This is a genomic window from Pseudomonas sp. SZ57 (assembly GCF_009495975.1).
Lineage (GTDB): Bacteria > Pseudomonadota > Gammaproteobacteria > Pseudomonadales > Pseudomonadaceae > Aquipseudomonas > Aquipseudomonas syringae.
In genome coordinates, this window is sequence record NZ_WIBD01000007.1 from 275,488 (window position 1) to 299,362 (window position 23,875).

At 59.4% G+C, this 23,875-nt stretch carries 18 protein-coding genes; 8 read left to right on the top strand and 10 right to left on the bottom strand.

Annotated features, from left to right (window positions below; genetic code table 11):
* Window positions 1–4: 4 nt before the first annotated feature.
* The 3 genes from GE543_RS10830 to GE543_RS10840 all read right to left on the bottom strand — a co-directional run bounded on the left by GE543_RS10830 (window position 5) and on the right by GE543_RS10840 (window position 2,328).
* Window positions 5–964, bottom strand: a complete 960-nt coding sequence (locus GE543_RS10830; RefSeq protein ID WP_003342804.1) for a MoxR family ATPase — start codon at window positions 962–964, stop codon at window positions 5–7.
* A gap of 209 nt (window positions 965–1,173) precedes the next feature.
* Entirely contained in the window at window positions 1,174–1,920 is a 747-nt protein-coding gene (locus GE543_RS10835; protein ID WP_153221426.1) for an amidohydrolase, read from the bottom strand.
* Window positions 1,921–1,968: 48 nt separating this feature from the next.
* Window positions 1,969–2,328 (bottom strand): hypothetical protein, encoded by a 360-nt coding sequence (locus tag GE543_RS10840; RefSeq protein ID WP_046271522.1) that lies wholly within the window; start codon window positions 2,326–2,328, stop codon window positions 1,969–1,971.
* Window positions 2,329–2,695: 367 nt separating this feature from the next.
* Between GE543_RS10840 and GE543_RS10845 the strand changes: the two genes are divergently transcribed.
* Complete coding sequence (locus GE543_RS10845; protein WP_003415735.1) at window positions 2,696–7,552, top strand: NAD-glutamate dehydrogenase; 4,857 nt, start codon at window positions 2,696–2,698, stop codon at window positions 7,550–7,552.
* 184 nt (window positions 7,553–7,736) lie between these two features.
* Here the strand turns inward: GE543_RS10845 and GE543_RS10850 are convergent, their stop codons facing one another.
* The 5 genes from GE543_RS10850 to acnB all read right to left on the bottom strand — a co-directional run bounded on the left by GE543_RS10850 (window position 7,737) and on the right by acnB (window position 13,630).
* Window positions 7,737–8,171, bottom strand: coding sequence for a hypothetical protein (locus tag GE543_RS10850; RefSeq protein WP_046271526.1), 435 nt, complete (start codon window positions 8,169–8,171; stop codon window positions 7,737–7,739).
* Window positions 8,172–8,316: 145 nt separating this feature from the next.
* Window positions 8,317–8,733 carry a hypothetical protein gene (locus tag GE543_RS10855; RefSeq protein ID WP_069710442.1) on the bottom strand — a complete coding sequence of 139 codons (417 nt, stop codon included), beginning with the start codon at window positions 8,731–8,733 and terminating at the stop codon, window positions 8,317–8,319.
* Window positions 8,708–9,871 carry a polymorphic toxin type 44 domain-containing protein gene (locus GE543_RS10860; protein WP_371927149.1) on the bottom strand — a complete coding sequence of 388 codons (1,164 nt, stop codon included), beginning with the start codon at window positions 9,869–9,871 and terminating at the stop codon, window positions 8,708–8,710. The genes GE543_RS10855 and GE543_RS10860 overlap by 26 nt, the downstream gene beginning before the upstream one ends.
* Window positions 9,872–10,177: 306 nt before the next feature.
* On the bottom strand, window positions 10,178–10,750 hold the full coding sequence (gene mntP / locus GE543_RS10865) for a manganese efflux pump MntP (protein WP_371927145.1): 573 nt from the start codon (window positions 10,748–10,750) through the stop codon (window positions 10,178–10,180).
* A gap of 279 nt (window positions 10,751–11,029) precedes the next feature.
* On the bottom strand, window positions 11,030–13,630 hold the full coding sequence (acnB, locus tag GE543_RS10870; protein WP_371927150.1) for a bifunctional aconitate hydratase 2/2-methylisocitrate dehydratase: 2,601 nt from the start codon (window positions 13,628–13,630) through the stop codon (window positions 11,030–11,032).
* Between the two features lie 403 nt (window positions 13,631–14,033).
* On the opposite strand from acnB, the gene GE543_RS10875 reads away from it, so the two are divergent.
* From GE543_RS10875 to GE543_RS10895, 5 genes are all read left to right on the top strand, one after another.
* Window positions 14,034–14,504 (top strand): DUF1289 domain-containing protein, encoded by a 471-nt coding sequence (locus GE543_RS10875; RefSeq protein ID WP_002554470.1) that lies wholly within the window; start codon window positions 14,034–14,036, stop codon window positions 14,502–14,504.
* Window positions 14,505–14,588: 84 nt separating this feature from the next.
* Window positions 14,589–15,200: a tRNA-(ms[2]io[6]A)-hydroxylase gene (locus tag GE543_RS10880; RefSeq protein ID WP_003368536.1), complete on the top strand. Its 612-nt coding sequence runs from the start codon at window positions 14,589–14,591 to the stop codon at window positions 15,198–15,200.
* Window positions 15,201–15,350: 150 nt separating this feature from the next.
* Window positions 15,351–15,839, top strand: a complete 489-nt coding sequence (locus GE543_RS10885) for a MarR family transcriptional regulator (RefSeq protein WP_249722042.1) — start codon at window positions 15,351–15,353, stop codon at window positions 15,837–15,839.
* Window positions 15,840–15,911: 72 nt separating this feature from the next.
* Entirely contained in the window at window positions 15,912–17,120 is a 1,209-nt protein-coding gene (locus GE543_RS10890; protein WP_003415738.1) for an HlyD family efflux transporter periplasmic adaptor subunit, read from the top strand.
* Between the two features lie 42 nt (window positions 17,121–17,162).
* On the top strand, window positions 17,163–18,722 hold the full coding sequence (locus tag GE543_RS10895; RefSeq protein ID WP_258042002.1) for a DHA2 family efflux MFS transporter permease subunit: 1,560 nt from the start codon (window positions 17,163–17,165) through the stop codon (window positions 18,720–18,722).
* 535 nt (window positions 18,723–19,257) lie between these two features.
* Here GE543_RS10895 and lpxH read toward each other — a convergent pair.
* Window positions 19,258–20,004 carry a UDP-2,3-diacylglucosamine diphosphatase gene (lpxH, locus tag GE543_RS10905; protein ID WP_058399088.1) on the bottom strand — a complete coding sequence of 249 codons (747 nt, stop codon included), beginning with the start codon at window positions 20,002–20,004 and terminating at the stop codon, window positions 19,258–19,260.
* Window positions 20,001–20,504 carry a peptidylprolyl isomerase gene (locus GE543_RS10910; protein ID WP_153221431.1) on the bottom strand — a complete coding sequence of 168 codons (504 nt, stop codon included), beginning with the start codon at window positions 20,502–20,504 and terminating at the stop codon, window positions 20,001–20,003. Before GE543_RS10910 ends, lpxH begins: the two co-directional genes overlap by 4 nt.
* Before the next feature lie 207 nt (window positions 20,505–20,711).
* On the opposite strand from GE543_RS10910, the gene GE543_RS10915 reads away from it, so the two are divergent.
* The gene (locus tag GE543_RS10915) at window positions 20,712–22,406 is read left to right on the top strand and encodes a glutamine--tRNA ligase/YqeY domain fusion protein (protein ID WP_003409722.1); all 1,695 of its coding nucleotides are present in this window, start codon (window positions 20,712–20,714) and stop codon (window positions 22,404–22,406) included.
* A gap of 24 nt (window positions 22,407–22,430) precedes the next feature.
* Window positions 22,431–23,813: a cysteine--tRNA ligase gene (cysS, locus tag GE543_RS10920; protein WP_371927146.1), complete on the top strand. Its 1,383-nt coding sequence runs from the start codon at window positions 22,431–22,433 to the stop codon at window positions 23,811–23,813.
* The last annotated feature ends 62 nt before the right edge of the window (window positions 23,814–23,875 follow it).

Below are 23,875 nucleotides of genomic sequence, written 5' to 3' on the forward strand. Positions count from 1 at the left end.
GGGGTCAGGCGACGGCCACGACGTCGAGGATGCGCTGAATCACGCGATCCTGATCGATACCGGCAGCTTCGGCCTCGAACGACAGGATGACCCGGTGGCGCAAGACATCGAACAGCACCGCCTGAATGTCTTCGGGGCTGACGAAGTCGCGTCCGGCCAGCCAGGCGTGCGCACGGGCGCAGCGGTCCAGCGAGATGGAGCCCCGCGGGCTGGCACCGTAGGCAATCCATTCGGCCAGTTCCGGGTCGAACTTGGCCGGGGTGCGGGTGGCCATGACCAGTTGCACCAGGTATTCCTCGACCGCATCGGCCATGTACAGGCCAAGGATTTCCTTGCGTGCGGCGAAGATCGCCTGCTGGCTGACGCGGCGCTCCGGCTTGGTTTCGCCATTCAAGGCTTCGCCACGCGCCTGTTGAAGGATCTTGCGTTCGACGGCGGCATCCGGGAAGCCGATCTTGACGTGCATCAGAAAACGGTCGAGCTGGGCTTCGGGCAGCGGGTAGGTGCCTTCCTGCTCGATAGGGTTCTGGGTCGCCATGACCAGAAACAGCGGCGACAGGTCGTAGGTGCTGCGCCCGACACTGACCTGCCGTTCGGCCATGGCTTCGAGCAGGGCCGACTGGACCTTGGCCGGCGCACGGTTGATTTCGTCGGCCAGCACCAGGTTGTGGAAGATCGGTCCTTGCTGGAACACGAAGCTGCCGGTTTCCGGGCGATAGATCTCCGTACCGGTGATGTCGGCAGGCAGCAGGTCGGGGGTGAATTGAATGCGGTGGAACTGGGCTTCGATGCCTTCTGCCAGCTCCTTGATGGCCTTGGTCTTGGCCAGGCCGGGAGCGCCTTCGACCAGCATGTGGCCGTCGGCAAGCAGGGCGATGAGCAGGCGTTCGATCAGCTTTTCCTGGCCAAGGATCTGCGTTGAAAGAAAAGTTCGCAGCGCAATCAGCGCTTCACGATGTTCCATCGGTGACGGTTCCTGGCAGGGTGAACAGCTGTGTCTGACGAATGCTGAGCTGGGGGCGATACTTTAATCCATCCAGGCAGCTATCGACTAACGACTCCCGCGTTTTTTATTGCATTTAGAGAAGTGCCTGTCATTTATGCAGGTATTGTCCTACATGATCCATGGGTGTCCATGTAGGACGGCTGGTTCTGGCTCCCGGAGCCACGGCGTCAGAGTCGATAGAAGCTCGCCGCGTTCTCCCACAGCGCCTGACGAGCGCCGCTTTCGCCCAGTGCGTCGATCAACAGTTCGATATCGTCGGGCCGGAAGGGGCGGGGGGCGCGGGTCGATGGCAGGTCGGTGCCGAACATCAGGGCATTCGGGTTGGCGGCGTGGATATCCCTCAGGGCCTCGCGCACCGGAAAGTCCACTCGCCCGAAACCACAGGCCTTGATCCGTACACCGCGCTCGGCAAGACGCAGGATCACGGGCAGCCCTTCGGTACTCAGCCCCAGGTGATCGATGCTGATGGCCGGGAGTTTGCACAGGCGTGTTTCGATGGGCGCCAGTTCCCGCGAGTCGATATACAGCTCGGAGTGCCAGCCTGCGCGTTCATGGACACGCACGGCCAGTGCCTCCAGCTGGTCGAGCTGCTCCGAGCCGCCGCGCTTGAGGTTGAAGCGCAAGGCGCGCACGCCTGCCGCGTTCAGGGTGTCCAGCTCTGCATCGGTGACGCTGGCGGGCAATTGCGTGACACCGACGAAACCCGGTCCCAGCAGGCGCAGCGCCTGAAGCAGATAGCCCTGATCAAAGCCCTGAAAGGAGCCGGACACCACCGCACCGCCCTGAACGCCCAGCGGCTGGACCGTCGTGAGGTAGTCAGCGACACCGAACGGCTCCGGCAGATAGCCGTTATTGGCGATCAGCGGGAAATGCGGGTCGATGATGTGGCAGTGGGCGTCGAAAATGCGGTTCATGACAGACTCCTGTTCGGCGAATTGTTCACTCTGGTGCTTTTTTGATCATCAGCTGAGTGTGCTGGTGTACTCACCGACGTTTTCGAGAATGATCTGTAACGTCTGGTGAACGTCCTGCAACTCGCCTGCATCGGTGGCGTGGAGGATTTCGTACTGATGGTGGCCATCGAGCTGCCTGGCGTCCTGCGCGTCGATTTCCACCAACAGGCGCTCGGCACTGAAGGTGACCTTCAGGCTGGACACGTTCAGTGACTTGTCGTCGCTGACGGTGATTTCCACTTCGTTCTCGTCCGGGAAACGGGTCAGGGAAAACAGCATGCCGTTTTCTGCGTGGCAGCAGAGCAGTGCCATGTCGTCGTATTCGTCGTCGCACGGGTTGGCGATAAGGCTGGCGGTCTTGATTTGCATGGGTGGCTCCGGGTCTGTCCAGGTAAGGCGTGAGTGAATTTTGCCAGTCCCGGGCAAATAATGTCGGGCGATATTGGCACCATCGTGCGCAGTGTATCGCGACCTGATGACCGAATATGTCGCAGCCTCGTAAGCAGTGTGCGCTCAGCTCTCGTTAAGCTGCATGACGGACAAGTGGTGTACGGTGTCGGGTGCGCGTAGCGTTTTTTCACTCCGATATACAAATGTGACTACCCTGACACGGCGCGCGTTACTACTTTAGCTTTACACTCGATCAGGTGATGCCCACGCGATTGACTGCAAGGGCATCCCGGTTTCAACACCTTCTTCAAGCCTCCCCAATAAAAGCCAAAGCGGAGTACCACAGATGGCGTTCTTCACCGCAGCCAGCAAGGCCGACTTCCAGCATCAACTGCAAGCGGCACTGGCTCAGCACATCAGCGAACAGGCACTGCCACAAGTGGCGCTGTTCGCCGAGCAATTCTTCGGCATCATTTCCCTCGACGAACTCACCCAGCGGCGGCTTTCCGACCTGGCAGGCTGCACCTTGTCCGCGTGGCGCCTGCTGGAGCGTTTCGAACATGCTCACCCGCAGGTCCGGGTCTACAACCCCGATTACGAGCGCCACGGCTGGCAATCGACTCACACTGCCGTTGAAGTGCTGCATCATGACCTGCCGTTTCTGGTCGACTCCGTACGTACCGAGCTGAACCGCCGCGGCTACAGCATCCACACCCTGCAGACCACCGTGCTGAGCGTGCGTCGCGGGGCTGCTGGCGAATTGCTTGAGCTGCTGCCCAAGGGCACCACTGGCGACGACGTGCTGCAGGAATCGCTGATGTACCTGGAGATCGACCGCTGCGCCAACGTCAGCGAGTTGAACGTGCTGGCGCGCGAGCTGGAACAGGTGCTTGGCGAAGTACGCGCCGCCGTTGAAGATTTCGGGCCGATGAAAGCGCGTCTGCACGAGCTGCTGGCCAGTATCGATGCCAATGAGTCCAACACCGATGTCGAGGAAAAGGCCGAGATCAAGGTCTTCCTGCAATGGCTGGTGGACAACCACTTCACCTTCCTCGGTTACGAAGAGTTCGAAGTGCGCAACGACGCCGAAGGCGGCCAGTTGGTGTACGACGAGTCGTCCTTCCTGGGGCTGACCCGACTGCTGCGCCCTGGTCTGACCCGCGAAGAACTGCACATCGAAGACTACGCGGTGAAATACCTGCAGGAACCGGTGCTGCTGTCGTTTGCCAAGGCGGCGCATCCAAGCCGCGTACACCGTCCGGCGTACCCGGATTACGTTTCGATCCGGCAGATCGACGCGTCGGGCAAGGTCATCAAGGAATGTCGCTTCATGGGCCTTTACACCTCGTCGGTGTATGGCGAGAGCGTGCGGCAGATTCCGTACATCCGTCGCAAGGTCGCCGAGGTCGAGCGCCGTTCCGGTTTCGACGCCAAGGCGCACCTGGGCAAGGAACTGGCGCAGGTGGTCGAAGTACTGCCGCGTGACGACCTGTTCCAGACCCCGGTGGACGAGTTGTTCACCACGGTCATGTCCATCGTGCAGATTCAGGAGCGCAACAAGATTCGCGTGTTCCTGCGCAAGGACCCGTATGGCCGTTTCTGCTACTGCCTGGCCTATGTGCCGCGCGACGTTTATTCCACCGAAGTGCGCCAGAAGATTCAGCAGGTCCTGATGGACCGCCTCAAGGCCAGCGATTGCGAGTTCTGGACGTTCTTCTCTGAATCGGTGCTGGCGCGGGTGCAACTGATTCTGCGCGTGGACCCGAAGATCAACCTGGAGATCGACGTCGCCCAGCTGGAAAACGAAGTCATTCAGGCGTGCCGTTCGTGGAAGGACGACTACGCCAGTCTGGTGGTCGAAAGCTTCGGTGAAGCCCACGGCACCAATGTGCTGGCCGACTTCCCGAAAGGCTTCCCGGCCGGCTACCGCGAGCGCTTTGCGGCGCATTCGGCAGTCGTCGACATGCAGCACGTACTGAGCCTCAGCGAAGCCAATCCGCTGGTGATGAGCTTCTACCAGCCACTGGCCGGTGGCCGCCAGCAATTGCATTGCAAGCTGTATCACGCCGATACACCGCTGGCCTTGTCCGACGTGTTGCCGATTCTGGAAAACCTCGGCCTGCGCGTGCTGGGCGAGTTCCCATACCGCCTGCATCATGCCAACGGTCGCGAGTTCTGGATTCATGATTTCGCCTTTACTTACGGCGAAGGTCTGAACCTCGATATCCAGCAGCTCAACGACACTCTGCAGGATGCGTTCGTGCACATCGTGCGCGGCGATGCCGAAAACGATGCGTTCAACCGTCTGGTGCTCACCGCCGGCCTGCCGTGGCGCGATGTGGCGCTGCTGCGTGCCTATGCGCGCTACCTGAAGCAGATTCGTCTGGGCTTTGACCTGGGTTACATCGCCACCACGCTGAACAACCACACCGACATCGCCCGCGAGCTGACGCGTCTGTTCAAGACCCGGTTCTATCTGGCGCGCAAGCTGGGTTCCGACGATCTCGACGACAAGCAGCTGCGTCTGGAACAGGCCATTCTGACTGCGCTGGACGACGTGCAGGTGCTCAACGAAGACCGCATCCTGCGTCGTTATCTGGACCTGATCAAAGCCACGCTGCGGACCAACTTCTATCAGGCCGATGCCAACGGGCAGAGCAAGAGCTATTTCAGCTTCAAGTTCAACCCGCGCCTGATTCCCGAGCTGCCCAAGCCGGTGCCCAAATTTGAAATCTTCGTTTATTCGCCGCGTGTCGAAGGCGTGCATCTGCGCTTCGGCAACGTGGCGCGTGGCGGCCTGCGCTGGTCGGACCGCGAGGAAGACTTCCGTACCGAAGTGCTGGGCCTGGTAAAAGCCCAGCAGGTTAAGAACTCGGTCATTGTGCCGGTAGGTGCCAAGGGCGGCTTCGTGCCGCGTCGCCTGCCGACCACCGGCAACCGCGACGAAGTGCAGGCCGAGGCAATCGCCTGCTACCGCATCTTCATCTCCGGGCTGCTGGACATAACCGACAACCTCAAGGAAGGCGCGCTGGTGCCGCCGGTCAACGTCGTGCGTCATGACGATGATGACCCGTATCTGGTGGTGGCCGCCGACAAGGGCACGGCGACGTTCTCCGACATCGCCAACGGCATTGCCATCGACTACGGCTTCTGGCTGGGTGACGCCTTCGCTTCCGGTGGTTCTGCCGGTTACGACCACAAGAAGATGGGCATCACCGCCAAGGGCGCATGGGTGGGCGTGCAGCGTCACTTCCGTGAACGCGACATCAATGTGCAGCAGGACAGCATCAGCGTGATCGGTATCGGCGACATGGCCGGTGACGTGTTCGGCAACGGCCTGCTGATGTCTGACAAGCTGCAGCTGGTCGCAGCGTTCAACCACCTGCACATCTTCATCGATCCGAATCCGGACCCGGCCACCAGCTTTGCAGAGCGTCAGCGCCTGTTCAATCTGCCGCGCTCGTCCTGGACCGACTACGACACCAGCATCATGTCCGCTGGTGGCGGGATCTTCCCGCGCAGCCTGAAAAGTATCGCCATCACCGAACAGATGAAGGCGCGCTTCGACATCAAGGCTGACAAGCTGACCCCGACCGAACTGCTGAACGCTTTGCTCAAGGCGCCGGTCGATCTGTTGTGGAACGGCGGTATCGGTACGTACGTGAAGTCCAGCGAAGAGTCGCACGCCGATGTCGGCGACAAGGCCAACGATGCGCTGCGCGTCGACGGCAACGAGCTGCGCTGCAAGGTAGTGGGTGAGGGCGGCAACCTTGGCATGACCCAGCTGGGCCGTGTCGAGTTCGGTCTCAATGGCGGCGCGACCAACACCGACTTCATCGACAACGCGGGCGGTGTGGACTGCTCCGACCACGAAGTGAACATCAAGATCCTGCTCAACGAAGTAGTGCAGGCCGGTGACATGACCGAGAAGCAGCGCAATCAGCTGCTCGAAAGCATGACCGACGAAGTCGGCCACCTGGTGCTGGGCAACAACTACAAGCAGACCCAGGCGTTGTCGCTGGCAGCCCGTCGTGCTTACGAGCGGATTGCCGAATACAAGCGCCTGATGAGTGACCTGGAGGCGCGTGGCAAGCTTGATCGTGCCATCGAGTTCCTGCCGGCTGAAGAGCAGATTGCCGAGCGGATTGCGGCCAAGCAGGGCTTGAGTCGTGCCGAGCTGTCGGTGTTGATCTCGTACAGCAAGATCGACCTCAAGGAAGCGTTGCTGGAATCCCGTGTGCCGGATGACGACTATCTGGCGCGTGATATGGAAACCGCGTTCCCGCCTTCGCTGGGCGCCAAGTTTTCCACGGCCATGCGCGGCCATCGCCTGAAGCGTGAGATCGTCAGCACGCAGATCGCCAACGATCTGGTCAACCACATGGGCATCACCTTCGTGCAGCGGCTCAAAGAGTCGACCGGCATGAGCGCTGCTGCGGTGGCCGGTGCCTACGTGATCGTGCGTGACATCTTCCACCTGCCGCACTGGTTCCGTCAGATCGAGGCACTGGACTACAAGGTTTCGGCCGAAATCCAGCTGGCGCTGATGGACGAGCTGATGCGTCTGGGGCGTCGTGCCACACGCTGGTTCCTGCGTAGCCGTCGCAATGAGCTGGACGCTGGCCGTGATGTGGCGCACTTCGGTCCGCACCTCGCAGCACTGGGGCTCAAGCTTGACGAGCTGCTGGAAGGGCCTACCCGCGAGATCTGGCAAACGCGTTATCAGGCCTATGTCGAAGCCGGTGTGCCGGAACTGCTGGCGCGCATGGTCGCCGGTACGACGCATCTGTACACACTGTTGCCGATCATCGAAGCCTCCGATGTGACCGGGCAGAACGCTGCCGATGTCGCCAAGGCGTACTTCGCCGTTGGCAGCGCGCTGGACATTACCTGGTACTTGCAGCAGATCAGCAGTCTGCCGGTGGAAAACAACTGGCAGGCGCTGGCGCGTGAAGCGTTTCGTGACGATGTCGACTGGCAACAGCGGGCGATCACCGTGTCGGTTCTGCAGATGGCCGATGGTCCTTCGGAAATCGATGCGCGTCTGGCCCTGTGGCTGGAGCAGCACACACTGATGGTCGAGCGCTGGCGCGCCATGCTGGTCGAGCTGCGTGCGGCAAGCGGCACGGATTACGCGATGTACGCCGTTGCCAACCGCGAACTGCTGGACCTGGCCATGAGTGGGCAGGGCATTACGGTCTGATCCGCTTGTAACAGGTTGACCCATAAAAAACCGCATCGAGAGATGCGGTTTTTTTGTGGTGCGCCAAGCATGGCGCGTTGCGCCTAAGCGCAACCAGCTTGGCTGTGGTGACCACGCTGGTGACTTTAAGGTGCAAGTTCTCTACACACCCGGCAAGGGGAAGTGTTAGTCGGAGGCAAGGGTGTCACGGGTGACTGCGGAAGGGGTCTGGTCGCCCCACACACTGTTTCAGACGAGCAATAACGTCAGGCGCTGTTTTGGCTGTGTCGATCCTGCCGATATCATCAAGATAGATGTCTATCGTACTTCCCCATTCAGGCGTGATGTCGATGCACCTCTGAAAACCCTTGTCGGTCCACCAATCGAACATCATGAAAAAGTCCTTGTCAGGGAATATGTAGCTGAACTCAACGGCTGAACCGCCCCCTTTGGGCATGTCACCCTTATAGATTCGATGCTGCGTGTTCCAGATGTACCGAAATTCTTCCTTTCCTTCATGTGAAAAATTGACAGCTACGACCGGAGATGCCAAGTACCAAAATGCAATTGGGCAGATTAATAAGGCGCCAAGCACCCATCGGCCATATCTGAACTTAGCGTTATTCGCCTTTTTTTTCACTGGTGCCTTCCCCCCCCCCATTCTTCTCGCGTTATAGCAAGAAACTCACTTGTTGCCGTCGTGCGGTAATGTTTCCGTAAGTAAGTCGTCTCGGTCTGCATGGTGGCCGTGCTGATTGTCTTTTTTGTGTTGCTGGCAGGGCGCTTTAGGACCGAAAGGGGTCAGATTCACCCACGCATTGCTTCAACCGGGCAATAACCTTAGGAGATGTTTTTTCGATATCGACCCTACCAGTCCTATCAAGGTAGATGTCTATCGTTGCCCAGCGCTTAGGTGTGATGTCGATGCATTTTCGTAAACCTCTGTCGGTCCACCAAAAGAACACCATGAAGAAGTTCTCATCAGGGAATACATGACCAAACTCCGATGTCGCTTCCCCCGGTAGCATTCGCTGCCTTGTAATCTGGTCGTGAGTGTTCCAAATTAAGCGCAGTTCGTCCGTGGCTTCTTTAGGGTAGTGGACAATTACGCCTGGAGCAGCAAAGTACCAAGCCACCAGCGGAGCTATCAATAGGAAAAGGAACAAGTAACGGGCCTTAATTTTCTTTGCATTTGTGCTCAATGACACCTGCTCCCCATTCCTGTGGTGTAACTGCAAGAACCTTATCCATAACCATCTTCGCTGTTATCCCACCCGTGGGGTGTCGGTTAAAGAGTTTAATTCCAATACTAATAGATATACGGTCTGGATCGTCGTCCCAGGCACGGAGGCCGTCAACGTTTTCAGCACGGCGAGGTCCCCTGTGTTTCCGTCTTTCTGATGGTTTCGTTATATCGCTGATCTTCCCCCAAGAGTCCGAAACTATCTGCTCGGCTCCTGCCCCGTCTGCAAGTACGCTCTCAGAAAAACCCGCAACGCGGCCCACATAGCCGTAGTGGACGTTTGACCAAATATCATAAAAATAGTCGTACTTTCCTTGTTTATGCCAAATGCCGCCAAATGCCGCCCGGATTTTTGGCTTATGGTCCCAAGGACGATCTTGGCCCACTCGCTCTGCCCAGATGGCAAAAGCCTTGGCTTGCATACCGGCCGCCATGCTGTAGAAATCCGGGCCGGGACCAAGGCGCAAATAAAATGGAAGCGCCTCATACTCCTTCATCTTTGCAGCCGCATCGAAGCTATTGAGGTCTCTCATCTGCCGAACTTCTGGGCTGTTGATGTTGGTGTTCATCTCGCCAGCAATGTAGGTCGCCAGCTCTTCCATTCTGTCGGGATCTTTGCAAACAACGGTTTCCGCTTTTGGCTCAGGCTTCGCCTCTGATTCTTTACCGTCAGCCCCAGGCTCAACCAAAGCGTTCGCCGCCAAGGCTTTCTCCGTGAGCTTAGGGTCAGCCAGCAAGGTCGCCATCTTCTCGTCGTCCACGGAACCGTCTGTCCGGAGGGCCCCCAGCGCCATGAAGTTAATAATGGTCGCGCCAACGGCGTCACCCATGACGAAGCCGCCACCAACATTATTGGAGCCCGTGATGATTGTCCCGCCGTGACTGGTTGGGCTTCCCAGGTGGGCCATAGGACGGCCATTCACTTGAATAGAGGGGAAACCTGAAGTGATGACTGCCCCGCACCCACAGGTATCACCCACGCGTGCCGCGCCCATGCCATTGATGTTGACGTCACCGGATGCAGAAGCGATCGGCGTTGTACCGTGACCCGGCAATGGGCAGGCGTGCTTGTCGCCCAATCGAGCTGAAGAAATAATTGCAGGCCGTCCTTATGTCTTTGATCCGTAAACAATAACCAGCGTTTAGTTGACGCATGGGAGGCTATCGGAAACGTGAAAGGCGGTCTGTAGGAGAAGTCTTAATTTTCGCGTAGTGCCCTGAGAGTCTGATCGGGATCTCATCTATATTTCTGGCTGTGGTGGGTGGCATCGTCGTAGTGGTAACAAATCTTAGTGCCTGAAAGAGTCTGGCTGGCCGTGGGGGGGGGGAAGGTGGTGTGAGAGGACGGCGGGTGTGAACCCGCCCCCTACTCGATTCTGCGTTTATAGGTCTCGGGCCGTCAATCAGGCCGCAGCAGACAGGTGCTCGTAAAGAATCGTCGCCCCCACCACGATCAACACGATACCGCCAATGATTTCAGCGCGTTTGCCGACCATGGCGCCCAGCACCCGGCCCAGCATCACGCCGATGGTGACCATGACCGTGGTCGCCAGGCCGATGGCCAGGGCGGCAACCACGATATTGACGTCGACAAACGCCAGGCCTACGCCGACTGCCAGTGCATCGATACTGGTGGCGAATGCGGTAACGGCGAGAATCCAGAAAGAATGCTGCCCCGGCTTTTCCTGCTCTTCGTCATCGTCGTGCTTGATGCCGTTGTAGATCATGTGCAGGCCGAGCACCAGCAACAGGGTGAAGGCGATCCAGTGGTCCCAGCTCTCGGCGAAGCGCGCAGCCACCTGGCCAATGCCCCAGCCGATGACCGGCGTGATGGTTTCGATGGCGCCGAATATGAGGCCCGTGCGCAACGCTTCGAGAAAGCGCGGTTTATGCAGGCTTGCTCCTTTACCAAGGGCCGCAGCAAAGGCGTCCGTGGACATGGCAAGCGCGAGAAAGAGGAGGGAAATCGGGTTCACGGTTATATCCAGTCGGGCTATGAGTCAACGACGCAACCACACGCCCGACTTTAGGCATGGATGCATCGTTGGTCTCGCCAACCAGAAGGTGTTCGCACCACGGCATGCTGCCGAGAATGTTGATACGAACGCTCTGTGACCGGAGTCAAGAGCAGGCTACTCCCCAACAAGGGCCGCCACTATAGCCATGTGAATGTGAAAAATATATGTACGAGGCCGAGTGAGGGCAAAAAAAACCCCATCACGAGGATGGGGTTCTTCTGATGCCTGCTTTCGTGCTTACACTTGAACAGCCGGGATGTTGGCGTTCGCAGCGGCTTCACGGAACTCGGCGATCTGATCGAAGCTCAGGTAGCGGTACACGTCCGCTGCCATAGTGTCGATCTGGTTGGCGTAGCCCATGTACTCTTCGACTGTCGGCAGACGACCCAGAATCGAGGCAACGGACGCCAGCTCGGCCGAGGCCAGGTAGACGTTCGCGCCGTCACCCAGACGGTTCGGGAAGTTACGGGTCGACGTCGACACCACGGTCGCGTTCGGTTCCACGCGTGCCTGGTTACCCATGCACAGCGAGCAGCCCGGCATTTCCATGCGTGCGCCAGCCTTGCCGTAGATGCCGTAGTAGCCTTCTTCGGTCAACTGGTGAGCATCCATCTTGGTCGGCGGCGACAGCCACAGACGCGTCGGCAGCTGGCCCTTGACCTGATCCAGCAGCTTGCCCGCAGCGCGGAAGTGGCCGATGTTGGTCATGCAGGAACCGATGAACACTTCGTCGATCTTCTCGCCCTGTACCGAAGACAGCAGGCGGGCATCGTCCGGATCGTTCGGCGCGCAGAGCACAGGCTCCTTGACGTCGGCCAGATCGATTTCGATGATTTCGGCGTACTCGGCGTCCTTGTCGGCTTCCAGCAGCTCCGGGTTGGCAACCCAGGCTTCCATCGCCTGAGCACGACGCTCCAGGGTGCGAGGATCACCGTACCCCTGTTCGATCATCCAGCGCAGCAGGGTGATGTTCGAATTCAGGTATTCGATGATTGGCTCTTTGGCCAGCTTGATGGTGCAACCGGCAGCCGAACGTTCGGCAGAGGCGTCGGACAGCTCGAAAGCCTGTTCGATGCTCAGGTTGTCGAGGCCTTCGATCTCCAGGATGCGACCGGAGAATGCGTTCTTCTTGCCTTTCTTCTCTACGGTCAGCAGGCCAGCCTGAATCGCGTAGTAAGGAATGGCGTGAACCAGGTCGCGCAGGGTAATGCCAGGTTGCATCTTGCCCTTGAAGCGAACCAGGATCGATTCAGGCATGTCCAGCGGCATGACGCCCGTTGCAGCAGCGAACGCCACCAGGCCGGAACCGGCCGGGAAGGAGATACCGATCGGGAAGCGGGTGTGCGAGTCGCCACCGGTGCCGACGGTGTCGGGCAGCAACATGCGGTTCAGCCAGCTGTGGATGATGCCGTCGCCCGGACGCAGGGAAACGCCGCCGCGGGTCATGATGAAGTCAGGCAGCGTGTGGTGCGTCTTGACGTCGATCGGCTTCGGATAGGCCGCGGTGTGGCAGAACGACTGCATGACCAGATCGGTCGAGAAGCCCAGGCATGCCAGGTCTTTCAGTTCGTCGCGGGTCATCGGGCCAGTGGTGTCCTGGGAGCCGACGGTGGTCATCTTCGGTTCGCAGTAGGTGCCCGGACGAACGCCCGCTACGCCGCACGCCTTGCCGACCATCTTCTGCGCCAGGGTGTAACCTTTGGTGCTTTCGGCTGGCTGGTCAGGGGTCTTGAACAGGTCGAACTCCGGCAGGCCCAGTTCGGCGCGCGCCTTGCTGGTCAGGCCACGGCCGATGATCAGCGGAATACGGCCGCCAGCGCGGACTTCGTCGAGCAGCACCTGGGTCTTCATTTCGAAGGTGGTGATGACTTCGTCGCTGTCGTGCTTGCAGACCTTGCCAGCGTAGGGATAGACGTCGATCACGTCACCCATGTTGATGTTCGAGACATCGAATTCGATTGGCAGAGCGCCGGCATCTTCCATGGTGTTGTAGAAGATCGGAGCAATTTTGCTGCCGAAGCAGAAACCGCCGGCACGCTTGTTCGGGACGTAAGGGACGTCGTCGCCGAAGAACCAGAGTACCGAGTTGGTCGCCGATTTACGCGAGGAACCGGTACCGACCACGTCACCGACGTAGGCAATCGGGAAGCCCTGACCGCGCATTTCTTCGATCTGCTTCATCGGGCCGATGGCGCCCTGAACGTCAGGAACGATGCCGTCACGTGCCATTTTCAGCATGGCCAGTGCGTGCAGCGGGATGTCTGGACGCGACCAGGCATCAGGGGCAGGGGACAGGTCGTCGGTGTTGGTTTCGCCGGTAACCTTGAAGACGCGCAGGCTGATCTTGTCGGCCAGCGTCGGGCGCTTCTTGAACCACTCGCCGTCAGCCCAGGACTGCAGAACAGCCTTGGCGTGGGCATTGCCGCTCTTGGCTTTTTCGGCCACATCGTGGAAGGCGTCGAACATCAGCAGGGTGTGCTTGAGTTGTTCGGCAGCGACCGGCGCGAGGGTGGCGTCGTCGAGCAGTTCAACCAGGGTGACGATGTTGTAGCCACCTTGCATGGTGCCGAGCAGTTCGGTGGCGCGTTTTCTGTCGATCAGGGGAGAAGTGGCTTCGCCCTTGGCCAGGGCAGACAGGAAACCGGCCTTGACGTAGGCAGCTTCGTCAACGCCTGGCGGAACGCGATTGGTGATCAGATCGACAAGGAAAGCTTCTTCGCCAGCCGGGGGATTCTTCAGCAGCTCGACCAAGCCTGCAGTTTGTTCGGCGTTAAGCGGCTGGGGCACGATGCCCTGGGCGGCACGCTCTTCGATATGTTTACGGTAGGCTTCAAGCACAGTATTAACCCTCATCAGTGGTCCCAAATGGGTGTCCGGGACGCTCATCCAGAAATCGCCCGTACCCACGCAAGGCTTATTGAGCCTTGTTGGCAGGGTGTCGGTGATTCCTAACAGAAGCTGTTTTCAAAGTTTTACGCCTGCAGAGCGGGAGGGAGTGGCGGTCGACACGGCCATTCGTGATGAGGGAATGGCCTGTCGACGCCGCACTGCGGGATTAACTTGACTGTGCTCGTGACGCTTTGAAAACAGCTTCCAACGGACATTGGCGCCTTAAAAGGCTCGCTGATTCTACGCCAAAACTTTGCCAAAGGTAAGTTAGCCCCTACATCTTCGGGGGTGAACTTGCTTAGACAAAGGGCTAACATGAGCCCTTGTTTCGCCTTCCCCAGTCCTGCCTGACATGCCCGATTACATTATCAAAACCCCCTGCGTCGGCCTTTGCTCCACTGTTTACGGGGATCTGGTGTGCCGTGGCTGCAAGCGCTTCCACCACGAGGTCATCCACTGGAACGGCTATAACGAAGACGAAAAAAGAGCCGTCTGGCTGCGTCTGGAGCAACTGCTGGTCCAGGTGATGACTGCCAAGCTCGAAGTCTTCGATGCTGACAAGCTGCGTGCGCAGCTCACCCAGCGCAAGATCCGCTTCGTGCCGCACCAGTCCGAATATTGCTGGGCTTACCAGTTGATCGCCCGTGGCGCGCGGGTCATCAGCCAGGTCGAGGCCTACGGCTTCGTGCTGTTGCCGGAGTTTCGCGACTGGACGCTGCCGGAACTGCGCGATGCGATCGACCGCGAGTTTTTCCTGCTGTCCGAGGCGCACTATCAGCGCTATATCGCGCCAGGCTTTCTGCGCGACGCATTCGGCGCCTGACAAACCCGGCATGCTTTTGTGTCGCGAGGCATCGTTGCTGCTCGTATAATGCGCGGCCGTGCCTCTCCGTCATTCTGTGAGCCTATGTACCCGATCCCTGAAATCGAAGCCTTTCTGCTTTGCCGCACACCCGACAGCTGGGTCCAGGCCGCGCTGCGCAATCTGGACATCCTGCTGATCGACCATGCGAACAACGAGAAGAAGGCCGCCGGGGCTGCGTTCCAGTTCATGTTTCAGTACAACGACAAGTTTGACCTGTTGAGCAAGATGTCGCGTCTGGCCCGGGAAGAGCTGCGCCATTTCGAGCAAGTCATCAGCATCATCAGAAAGCGCCAGATCCCCATGGCCAACATCAGCTCGGCCCGTTATGCCGGAGCGCTGCGCAAGCTGGTGCGCAATCACAACCCTTACCGGCTGACCGATGCGCTGATCGTCGGTGCCATAGTCGAAGCTCGTTCCTGTGAGCGCTTTGCCGCGCTGGTGCCGCATCTGGACGAAGAGCTGGCCAAATTCTATGGCGGTTTGCTGAAGTCCGAAGCGCGGCACTTTCAGGACTACCTCAAGCTGGCTTACAGCTACGGCGACAAGGCTGATGTCGATGCCAAGATCGAGGAGATCCGTCTGGCCGAGCGTGAGCTGATCGAAAGCCCTGACGAAGAGTTCCGCTTTCACAGTGGTGTACCTGTCGCCGCCTGATTGCTCTCGCGTTCCCTCCAAAAACGACCGTCTTGCCAGCGGTCGTTTTTTTATGGGGATTTAGTAAGCACGCTAATAAATGCTTTGACAACGGCTGCCTAGGCAGTAATATTTTGCAATCACTGCCTAGGCAGCTATCTGGGTCAATCCGTGAAACATTTCAGCCCCGAAAATTTCGAATCCAGCCTCATCGGTCTGCTGGTCGGTCGTACCAATGCGCTCAAAGACCGCATGCTCGACAAGTACCTGCTGCCCTATGACGTGACGTTCGCGCAGTTCAAGGTGCTGATCATCATTGCCCAGTTTTCTACCGATACCCCCGTGGAATTGTGTCGGCACCTGTCACTGGACAGTGGTTCGATGACCCGCATGCTCGATCGCCTGGAACAGAAAGGGCTGGTGGTGCGCCAGCGCTCCGCGACCGATCGTCGTCAGGTGCGTCTGGCACTGACCGAGCAGGGGCAGGCGCTCTCCGATCTACTGCCGCAGATTGGCGCGGACGCGATGAACGACACGTTCGCGGCGCTCGACAGTGACGAGGTCGAGAGCCTGAAAAGAATTCTCACCAAGGTGCTGGTGGCGGCTGATGACCACATTACCCTGACTCGTTTGAGCTTCAACCCCAAAGCTAAAAGCTGAGCGGCCGACGTGCTGGCAGGCGTGAGCCTGATCGCCGTCGTTCCGTCGCTTCGCTGATAAAAGGTAACTGCCATGGCCACTGCTGCCGCTGAAAACACATCTGCCCAAGCTACTGAACAGCCGCCGAAGTCCGGCAAGCGCAAGTTCATGCTGATCGGGCTTGCCATTGTCGTGGTGATCCTCGCACTGGGCATCTGGGCCTGGTACGAGATCTACGGCCAATGGAGCGAAGAGACCGACGACGCCTATGTCAATGGCAACGTGGTCGAAATCACCCCGCTGGTCACCGGAACCGTCATCAGTATTGGTGCGGACGATGGTGATCTGGTGCACGCAGGGCAGGTTCTGCTCAAGTTCGACCCGAGCGATGCCGAAGTCTCGCTGCAAAGCGCCGAGGCCAATCTGGGCAAGGTTGTGCGCCAGGTGCGCGGCCTGTACAGCAATGTCGATGGCATGAAAGCGCAACTGGCCGCACAGCGTGCTGCCGTGCAGACCGCTCAGGACAACTACAACCGTCGTCGCAGCCTTGCAGCCGGCGGGGCGATTTCCCAGGAAGAGCTGTCGCACGCCAGAGACAGCCTGACCAGCGCGCAGAGCGCCCTGAACAACATTCAGCAGCAACTCAGCACCAGTGTGGCGCTGGTCGATGACACCGTGGTGTCCTCGCACCCGGACGTCAAGGCCGCGGCTGCGCAGCTGCGTCAGGCGTACCTGGCCAACGCTCGTTCGACGCTGGTGGCACCGGTCACCGGTTACGTCGCCAAGCGCACCGTGCAGTTGGGGCAGCGCATTCAGCCGGGCACCGCAACGATGGCGGTCATCCCGCTGGATCAGTTGTGGATCGATGCCAACTTCAAGGAAACCCAGCTGGGCAAGATGCGCATCGGTCAGCCGGTGGAGATCAGCTCCGACCTGTATGGCAGCGATGTGAAGTACAGCGGCACCATCGACAGCCTGGGGGCCGGCACCGGCAGTGCCTTTGCGTTGCTGCCTGCGCAGAACGCGACCGGCAACTGGATCAAGATTGTCCAGCGTGTGCCAGTGCGGGTGCACATCAACCCTGAAGAGCTGGCGAAGTACCCGTTGCGCATCGGCCTGTCGACCACGGTTGAGGTCAACCTGCACGACCAGAGCGGCCCGGTCCTGGCGCAACAGCCGCGCAAGCAGGCCGCTTTCAGCACTCAGGTGTACACCGAGCAACTGGCTGACGCCGACGCGCTGATCGCCCGCCTGATTCACGAGAACAGTGCGCCCGGTGGCAAGACTGCCGTTCAGCGCTGAACCGCCAATCCGTGAGCCCCGGCCTGCCGGTCGGGGTGTCGCATTCGTCTTCAGGGATTCGCGATGAGCAACAACGCCCCCGCTTCTTTTACCCCGCCAAGCCTGTTGCTGTGCACCATCGGTCTGTCGCTGGCGACCTTCATGCAGGTGCTCGATACCACGATTGCCAACGTGGCGCTGCCGACCATCGCCGGCAACCTGGGGGTCAGCTCGGAGCAGAGCACCTGGGTGATCACCTCGTTTGCGGTCAGCAACGCGATTGCCTTGCCGCTGACCGGCTGGCTCAGTCGCCGCTTCGGTGAGGTCAAGCTGTTCCTGTGGGCCACCATTCTGTTCGTGATCGCTTCGTTTCTGTGCGGTATTTCCCAGTCCATGCCGGAACTGGTGGGCTTCCGCGCGCTGCAGGGGATGGTCGCCGGCCCGCTGTACCCGATGAGCCAGACCCTGCTGATTGCGGTGTACCCGCCCGCCAAAAGGGGCATGGCCTTGGCATTGCTGGCGATGGTGACGGTGGTGGCGCCCATTGCCGGGCCGATCCTTGGTGGCTGGATCACCGACAGCTATAGCTGGCCGTGGATCTTCTTCATCAACATCCCCATTGGCCTGTTCGCTGTGCTGGTGGTGCGTAGCCAGATGGCCAAAAGGCCGGTCAGCACAGCCCGTCAGCCGCTGGACTACATTGGCCTGCTGGCGCTGATTATCGGTGTGGGCGCGCTGCAGATAGTGCTCGACAAGGGTAATGATCTGGACTGGTTCGAGTCGAACTTCATCATCTTTGGCTCGCTGATTTCGCTGGTCGCGCTGGTCTTCTTCGTCATCTGGGAAATGACCGACAAGCACCCGATCGTCAACCTGCGCCTGTTTGCCTACCGCAATTTCCGCATTGGCACGCTGGTCATGATCGGCGGCTATTCCGGCTTCTTCGGCATCAACCTGATCTTGCCGCAGTGGTTGCAGACCCAGATGGGCTACACGGCGACCTGGGCGGGGCTGGCCGTCGCGCCGATTGGCATCCTGCCGGTACTGATGTCGCCCTTTGTCGGCAAGTACGCGCACAAGTTCGACTTGCGTCTACTGGCCGGGCTGGCGTTCCTGGCGATGGGGCTGAGCTGCTTCATGCGTGCAGGCTTCAACACTGACGTGGATTTCGAACACGTGGCGATGGTGCAACTGTTCATGGGCATCGGCGTGGCGCTGTTCTTCATGCCCACCCTGAGTATTCTGCTGTCCGACCTGCCGCCCAATCAGATCGCCGATGGCTCCGGGCTGGCAACGTTCCTGCGCACCCTGGGCGGCAGCTTCGCAGCCTCGCTCACCACCTGGATCTGGATCCGCCGCGCCAACCAGCATCACGCCTACCTGAGCGAAAACATCAGCACCTTCGACCCCGCCACCCGCCACGCCCTCGACAGCCTGGGCGGTGCCAGTCCTCAGGCCTATGCGCAACTGGAGCAGACCCTCAACGCCCAGGCCTACATGATGTCCACCGTGGATTACTTCTACCTGCTGGGCTGGATATTCGCCGGACTCATCCTGCTCGTCTGGCTGGCCAAACCCCCATTCGCCGCCAAGGCCGGGCCTGCGGCAGGGGGCGGGCATTGAGATGGGTTTCTCGTGCCAATGGGATGGCATGCAGTTCGTGACTGCTTCAACTGCTTCAACTGCTTTAGATGTGCTTTTCTATCACGATGGCACTGACGACGCAGAGTGCGACGTAAGTGACGGCTGAGCCCTGGCGCTGATCCGGGGGTAACTCGGCAGGACGCCGAGTTAGCCGCACCGGGCCATGGAGGGCCCGTTGCGGCGACCCCCGGATCAGTGACAGGGCGAAGGAACCCGACGAAGTCGGGCCGGAAACGGAGCTGGGGGCTTTGGTCACTTTGGCCCCTTCAAAGTGACTCGCCGAGGGGCGAAAAGGTGACCTGAGCCGGACCCTAATCTACCTGACAAAGAAAACCCGCCGTGTGACGCAGAGCGTCACGAACTGCATTACCACGCGGAGCGTGGGAACGAGAATCCGATTCGACCTAAATCCACCTGAAGTCGCAGAACCCTCGTGTGACGCGGAGCGTGGTAATGAGAATCTGAGTCGAACCCCATCCACCTGATGTCGCAGAACAGCCGCATTCCCGCGCCATCAGTTCAGCAACGCAACCGTCTCCGGCACAAAGTCGAACGAACTCAGATTGAAACCCTGCTCATCCACCTGCAACACCCAGCCCTGACGATCCCAGTCACCCAGCACAATGCGTCTGGCCGCCTGATCGCCAATCTGCAACTTATGAATCGCCGGACGATGAGTGTGGCCGTGGACCAACGTACGCACACCGAACTGCTGCATGATCCGCGGCACCTCGTCCGGCGTCACATCGACAATATCATTGGCCTTCATACGGGTTTGCGCACGGCTCTCATTGCGCAACTTGCGCGCCAGCTTGTGGCGGGTGCCCAGCGGCAAATGGCGCAGAATGAACAGCGTCAGCGGATGGCGCAGATAGCGGCGCATCCGGATATAACCTTCATCGCGGGTGCACAGACTGTCGCCGTGCATCAGCAGCACCGGCTCACCGTTCAACTGCACGACACTGGGGTCGCCCAGCAGCGTGCAGCCCGCTGCCTTGCAGAAACCCTTGCCAAGCATGAAATCACGGTTGCCGTGCATCAGAAAAATTCGTGTGCCGCTGTCGCTCAATTCGCGCAGGGCCTTGCAGATCGAAAGCTGGAACGGCGACATCGCGTCGTCACCGATCCAGACTTCAAAAAAATCCCCGAGGATATACAGCGACTCGGCGTCGCGAGCGCGTCCTGCGAGCAGATCCAGAAACGCCCGGGTAATGTCCGGGCGCTCCTGTTCAAGGTGCAGATCGGAGATCAGCAGTATCACTCAACGATCTCGGCTTTCTCGATGATCACGTCTTCTACCGGGACGTCCTGATGGCCGGCCTTGCTGGAAGTCGCCACGCCTTTGATCTTGTCGACGACCTCAGTGCCTTCGATCACTTTAGCGAATACGGCGTAACCCCAGCCCTGGACGGTCTTGGCGCTGTGGTTCAGGAAGGCGTTGTCAGCGACGTTGATGAAGAACTGCGCAGAGGCCGAATGCGGCTCCATGGTGCGGGCCATGGCGACGCTGTACTTCACGTTCGGCAGACCGTTGTCGGCTTCGTTCTGGATGCTCGGGCGCTTGTCTTTCTTTTCTTTCATGCCAGGCTCGAAACCGCCGCCCTGAACCATGAAATTGCCGATCACACGGTGGAAAACCGTGTTTTCGTAGTGGCCGGCTTTAACGTATTCGATGAAGTTGGCAACGGTCAGCGGCGCTTTTTCTTCGTTCAGTTGCAGCACGATGTCGCCGTGGTTGGTAGTCAGCTTTACATTAGGCATTTGGGAAGTCGCTCTCTAGTCATGCATGAATGGGCAGATTATGACCCTGACGCGCAGTTTACAGACGAGGTTACATTTTTCAGCGCTTTTGCAGCTTTTATGCCTTCAAATACGCAGTCTGTTGTCAGGGACTTGACAGCTTCGGCTATGATAAGCGCTTTGATTTAGTCGGCCTACCCTGGCCGCGCACGTATGTCCAAGGATCCTATGAGCAAGCCCACTCCAGAACCCGCTGCCCATTCAAAGGCAGGTCCAGCCGTACCGACCAATTTCCTGCGTCCTATCGTGCAGGCAGACCTGGACTCGGGCAAGCACAGCAAAATCGTGACCCGCTTTCCGCCGGAGCCCAACGGCTACCTGCACATCGGTCACGCCAAATCGATCTGCGTGAACTTCGGTCTGGCCAAGGAGTTCGGTGGCGATACGCACCTGCGTTTCGATGACACCAACCCGGCCAAGGAAGACCAGGAATACATCGACGCCATCATGAGTGATGTCAAGTGGCTGGGCTTCGAGTGGGCGGGCGAAGTGCGCTACGCCTCGCAGTATTTCGACCAGTTGCACGACTGGGCGGTCGAGCTGATCAAGGCAGGCAAGGCCTACGTGGACGATCTGACCCCCGAGCAGGCGCGCGAATATCGCGGCACCCTGACCGAGCCGGGCAAGAACAGTCCGTTCCGCGAGCGTGGCGTCGAGGAAAACCTCGACCTGTTCGCGCGCATGAAAGCCGGCGAGTTCGAGGATGGCGCGCGTGTACTGCGCGCCAAAATCGACATGGCCTCGCCGAACATGAACCTGCGTGACCCGATCATCTACCGCATTCGTCATGCGCATCACCATCAGACGGGTGACAAGTGGTGCATCTATCCGATCTATGACTTCACCCACGGTCAGTCGGATGCCCTCGAAGGCATCACCCACTCGATCTGCACCCTGGAGTTCGAGAGCCATCGTCCGCTGTACGACTGGTTCCTCGACAACCTGCCGGTGCCGTGCAAGCCTCGTCAGTATGAGTTCTCGCGCCTGAACCTGAACTACACCATCACCAGCAAGCGCAAGCTCAAGCAACTGGTTGACGAGAAACACGTCAGTGGCTGGGATGACCCGCGCATGTCGACGCTGTCGGGCTTCCGTCGCCGTGGCTACACGCCGAAATCGATTCGCAATTTCTGCGAAATGATCGGCACCAACCGCTCTGACGGCGTGGTCGATTTCGGCATGCTCGAATTCAGCATCCGCGACGACCTGGACCACAGCGCGCCGCGCGCAATGTGCGTGCTGCGTCCGCTGAAAGTGGTCATCACCAACTACCCGGAAGGCCAGGTCGAGAAGCTGGAACTGCCGCGCCACCCGAAAGAAGACCTGGGCATGCGCGAGCTGCCGTTCTCGCGGGAACTGTACATCGACCGCGACGATTACATGGAAGAGCCGCCAAAGGGCTACAAGCGTCTTGAGCCCAATGGCGAAGTGCGTTTGCGTGGCAGCTATGTGATCCGTGCTGATGAAGCGATCAAGGATGCCGACGGCAACATCGTCGAGCTGCGTTGCTCCTACGACCCGGAAACGTTGGGCAAGAACCCTGAAGGTCGCAAGGTCAAGGGCGTCGTGCACTGGGTGCCGGCAGCCGAGAGCGTAGAGTGCGAAGTGCGTCTTTACGATCGTCTGTTCCGTTCGCCGAACCCTGAAAAAGCCGAGGAGGGCGCAAGCTTTCTGGACAACATCAACCCGGACTCCCTGCAAGTACTGACCGGTTGTCGCGCCGAGCCTTCGTTGGGCCAAGCGCAACCGGAAGACCGTTTCCAGTTCGAACGCGAAGGTTATTTCTGCGCGGACATCAAGGACTCCAAACCTGGTCGACCTGTCTTCAACCGCACCGTGACGTTGCGGGATTCCTGGACCTGATGCTGTACGTTTGAGGGGGAGCACGTGCTTTCTATCTACAACACGCTCACCAAGAGCAAAGAAGTTTTCAAGCCGCTGGATGGCAACAAGGTACGCATGTATGTCTGCGGGATGACCGTTTACGACTACTGCCACCTGGGCCATGGCCGCAGCATGGTTGCGTTCGATCTGGTGACGCGCTGGCTGCGTTTCAGTGGTTATGAACTGACCTATGTGCGCAACATCACCGACATCGACGACAAGATCATCAACCGGGCGCGGGAAAACGGTGAGTCTTTCGACGCACTGACCGCGCGCATGATCGATGCCATGCACGAGGACGAGGCGCGCCTCAACATCCTCAAGCCGGACATGGAGCCGCGTGCCACCGATCATATCCCTGGCATGCACGCCATGATCCAGACCCTGATCGACAAGGGTTATGCCTACGCTCCGGGTAACGGCGATGTGTATTACCGGGTCGGCAAGTTTCAGGGTTACGGCAAACTGTCGCGCAAGAAGATCGAAGACCTGCGCATCGGTGCTCGCATCGAAGTGGACGAGTCCAAGGAGGATCCGCTGGACTTCGTCCTCTGGAAAGGCGTCAAGCCGGGCGAGCCGAGCTGGGAATCGCCCTGGGGGGCAGGACGTCCAGGCTGGCATATCGAGTGCTCGGTGATGTCGACCTGCTGCCTGGGCGAGACCTTCGATATTCATGGTGGCGGCAGCGACCTCGAGTTTCCGCACCATGAAAACGAAATCGCCCAGAGCGAAGCGGCCACCGGCAAGACCTACGCCAATGCCTGGTTACACTGCGGCATGATTCGCATCAATGGCGAGAAGATGTCCAAGTCCTTGAACAACTTCTTCACCATCCGCGACGTGCTGGAGAAATACCACCCTGAAGTGGTGCGTTACCTGCTGGTGTCGAGCCACTACCGAAGCGCGATCAACTATTCCGAAGACAGCCTGCGTGAGTCGAAGGCGGCACTGGAGCGGTTCTATCACGCGCTCAAGGGCCTGCCGGTCGCCGAACCTGCGGGTGGCGAGGCGTTCGTCGAGCGTTTCAGCACGGCGATGAACGATGACTTCGGTACGCCTGAAGCCTGTGCGGTGCTGTTCGAGATGGTTCGCGAGATCAATCGTCTGCGCGAATCCGATATCGCAGCAGCGGCGAGTCTGGCGGCGCGCTTGAAGCAACTGGCCAGCGTGCTGGGTGTCCTGCAACTCGAAGCCGACGACTTTTTGCGCGCTGGCGCGGAAGGGCGAGTCGATGCAGCTGAAGTGGAGGCGCTGATTCAGGCGCGTCTGGCTGCGCGTGCCGCGAAAGACTGGGCCGAGTCCGACCGTATCCGCGACCAGATCACCGCCATGGGCGTGCTGCTGGAAGACGGCAAGGGCGGCACGACCTGGCGTCTGGCGGACTGATCAAGGACTGTTCCTGAAACACTATTGTGCCCATGCTCCGCGTGGGCATGCTGTTCTGGACG

Coding starts and splice junctions, on each gene's coding strand:
- GE543_RS10880 (WP_003368536.1), top strand. CDS start 14,589: ATGTACCCGATCCCTGAAATCGAAGCCTTTCTGCTTTGCCGCACACCC.
- GE543_RS10835 (WP_153221426.1), bottom strand. CDS start 1,920: ATGAACCGCATTTTCGACGCCCACTGCCACATCATCGACCCGCATTTC.
- GE543_RS10890 (WP_003415738.1), top strand. CDS start 15,912: ATGGCCACTGCTGCCGCTGAAAACACATCTGCCCAAGCTACTGAACAG.
- GE543_RS10910 (WP_153221431.1), bottom strand. CDS start 20,504: ATGCCTAATGTAAAGCTGACTACCAACCACGGCGACATCGTGCTGCAA.
- GE543_RS10830 (WP_003342804.1), bottom strand. CDS start 964: ATGGAACATCGTGAAGCGCTGATTGCGCTGCGAACTTTTCTTTCAACG.
- GE543_RS10840 (WP_046271522.1), bottom strand. CDS start 2,328: ATGCAAATCAAGACCGCCAGCCTTATCGCCAACCCGTGCGACGACGAA.
- GE543_RS10915 (WP_003409722.1), top strand. CDS start 20,712: ATGAGCAAGCCCACTCCAGAACCCGCTGCCCATTCAAAGGCAGGTCCA.
- GE543_RS10845 (WP_003415735.1), top strand. CDS start 2,696: ATGGCGTTCTTCACCGCAGCCAGCAAGGCCGACTTCCAGCATCAACTG.
- GE543_RS10875 (WP_002554470.1), top strand. CDS start 14,034: ATGCCCGATTACATTATCAAAACCCCCTGCGTCGGCCTTTGCTCCACT.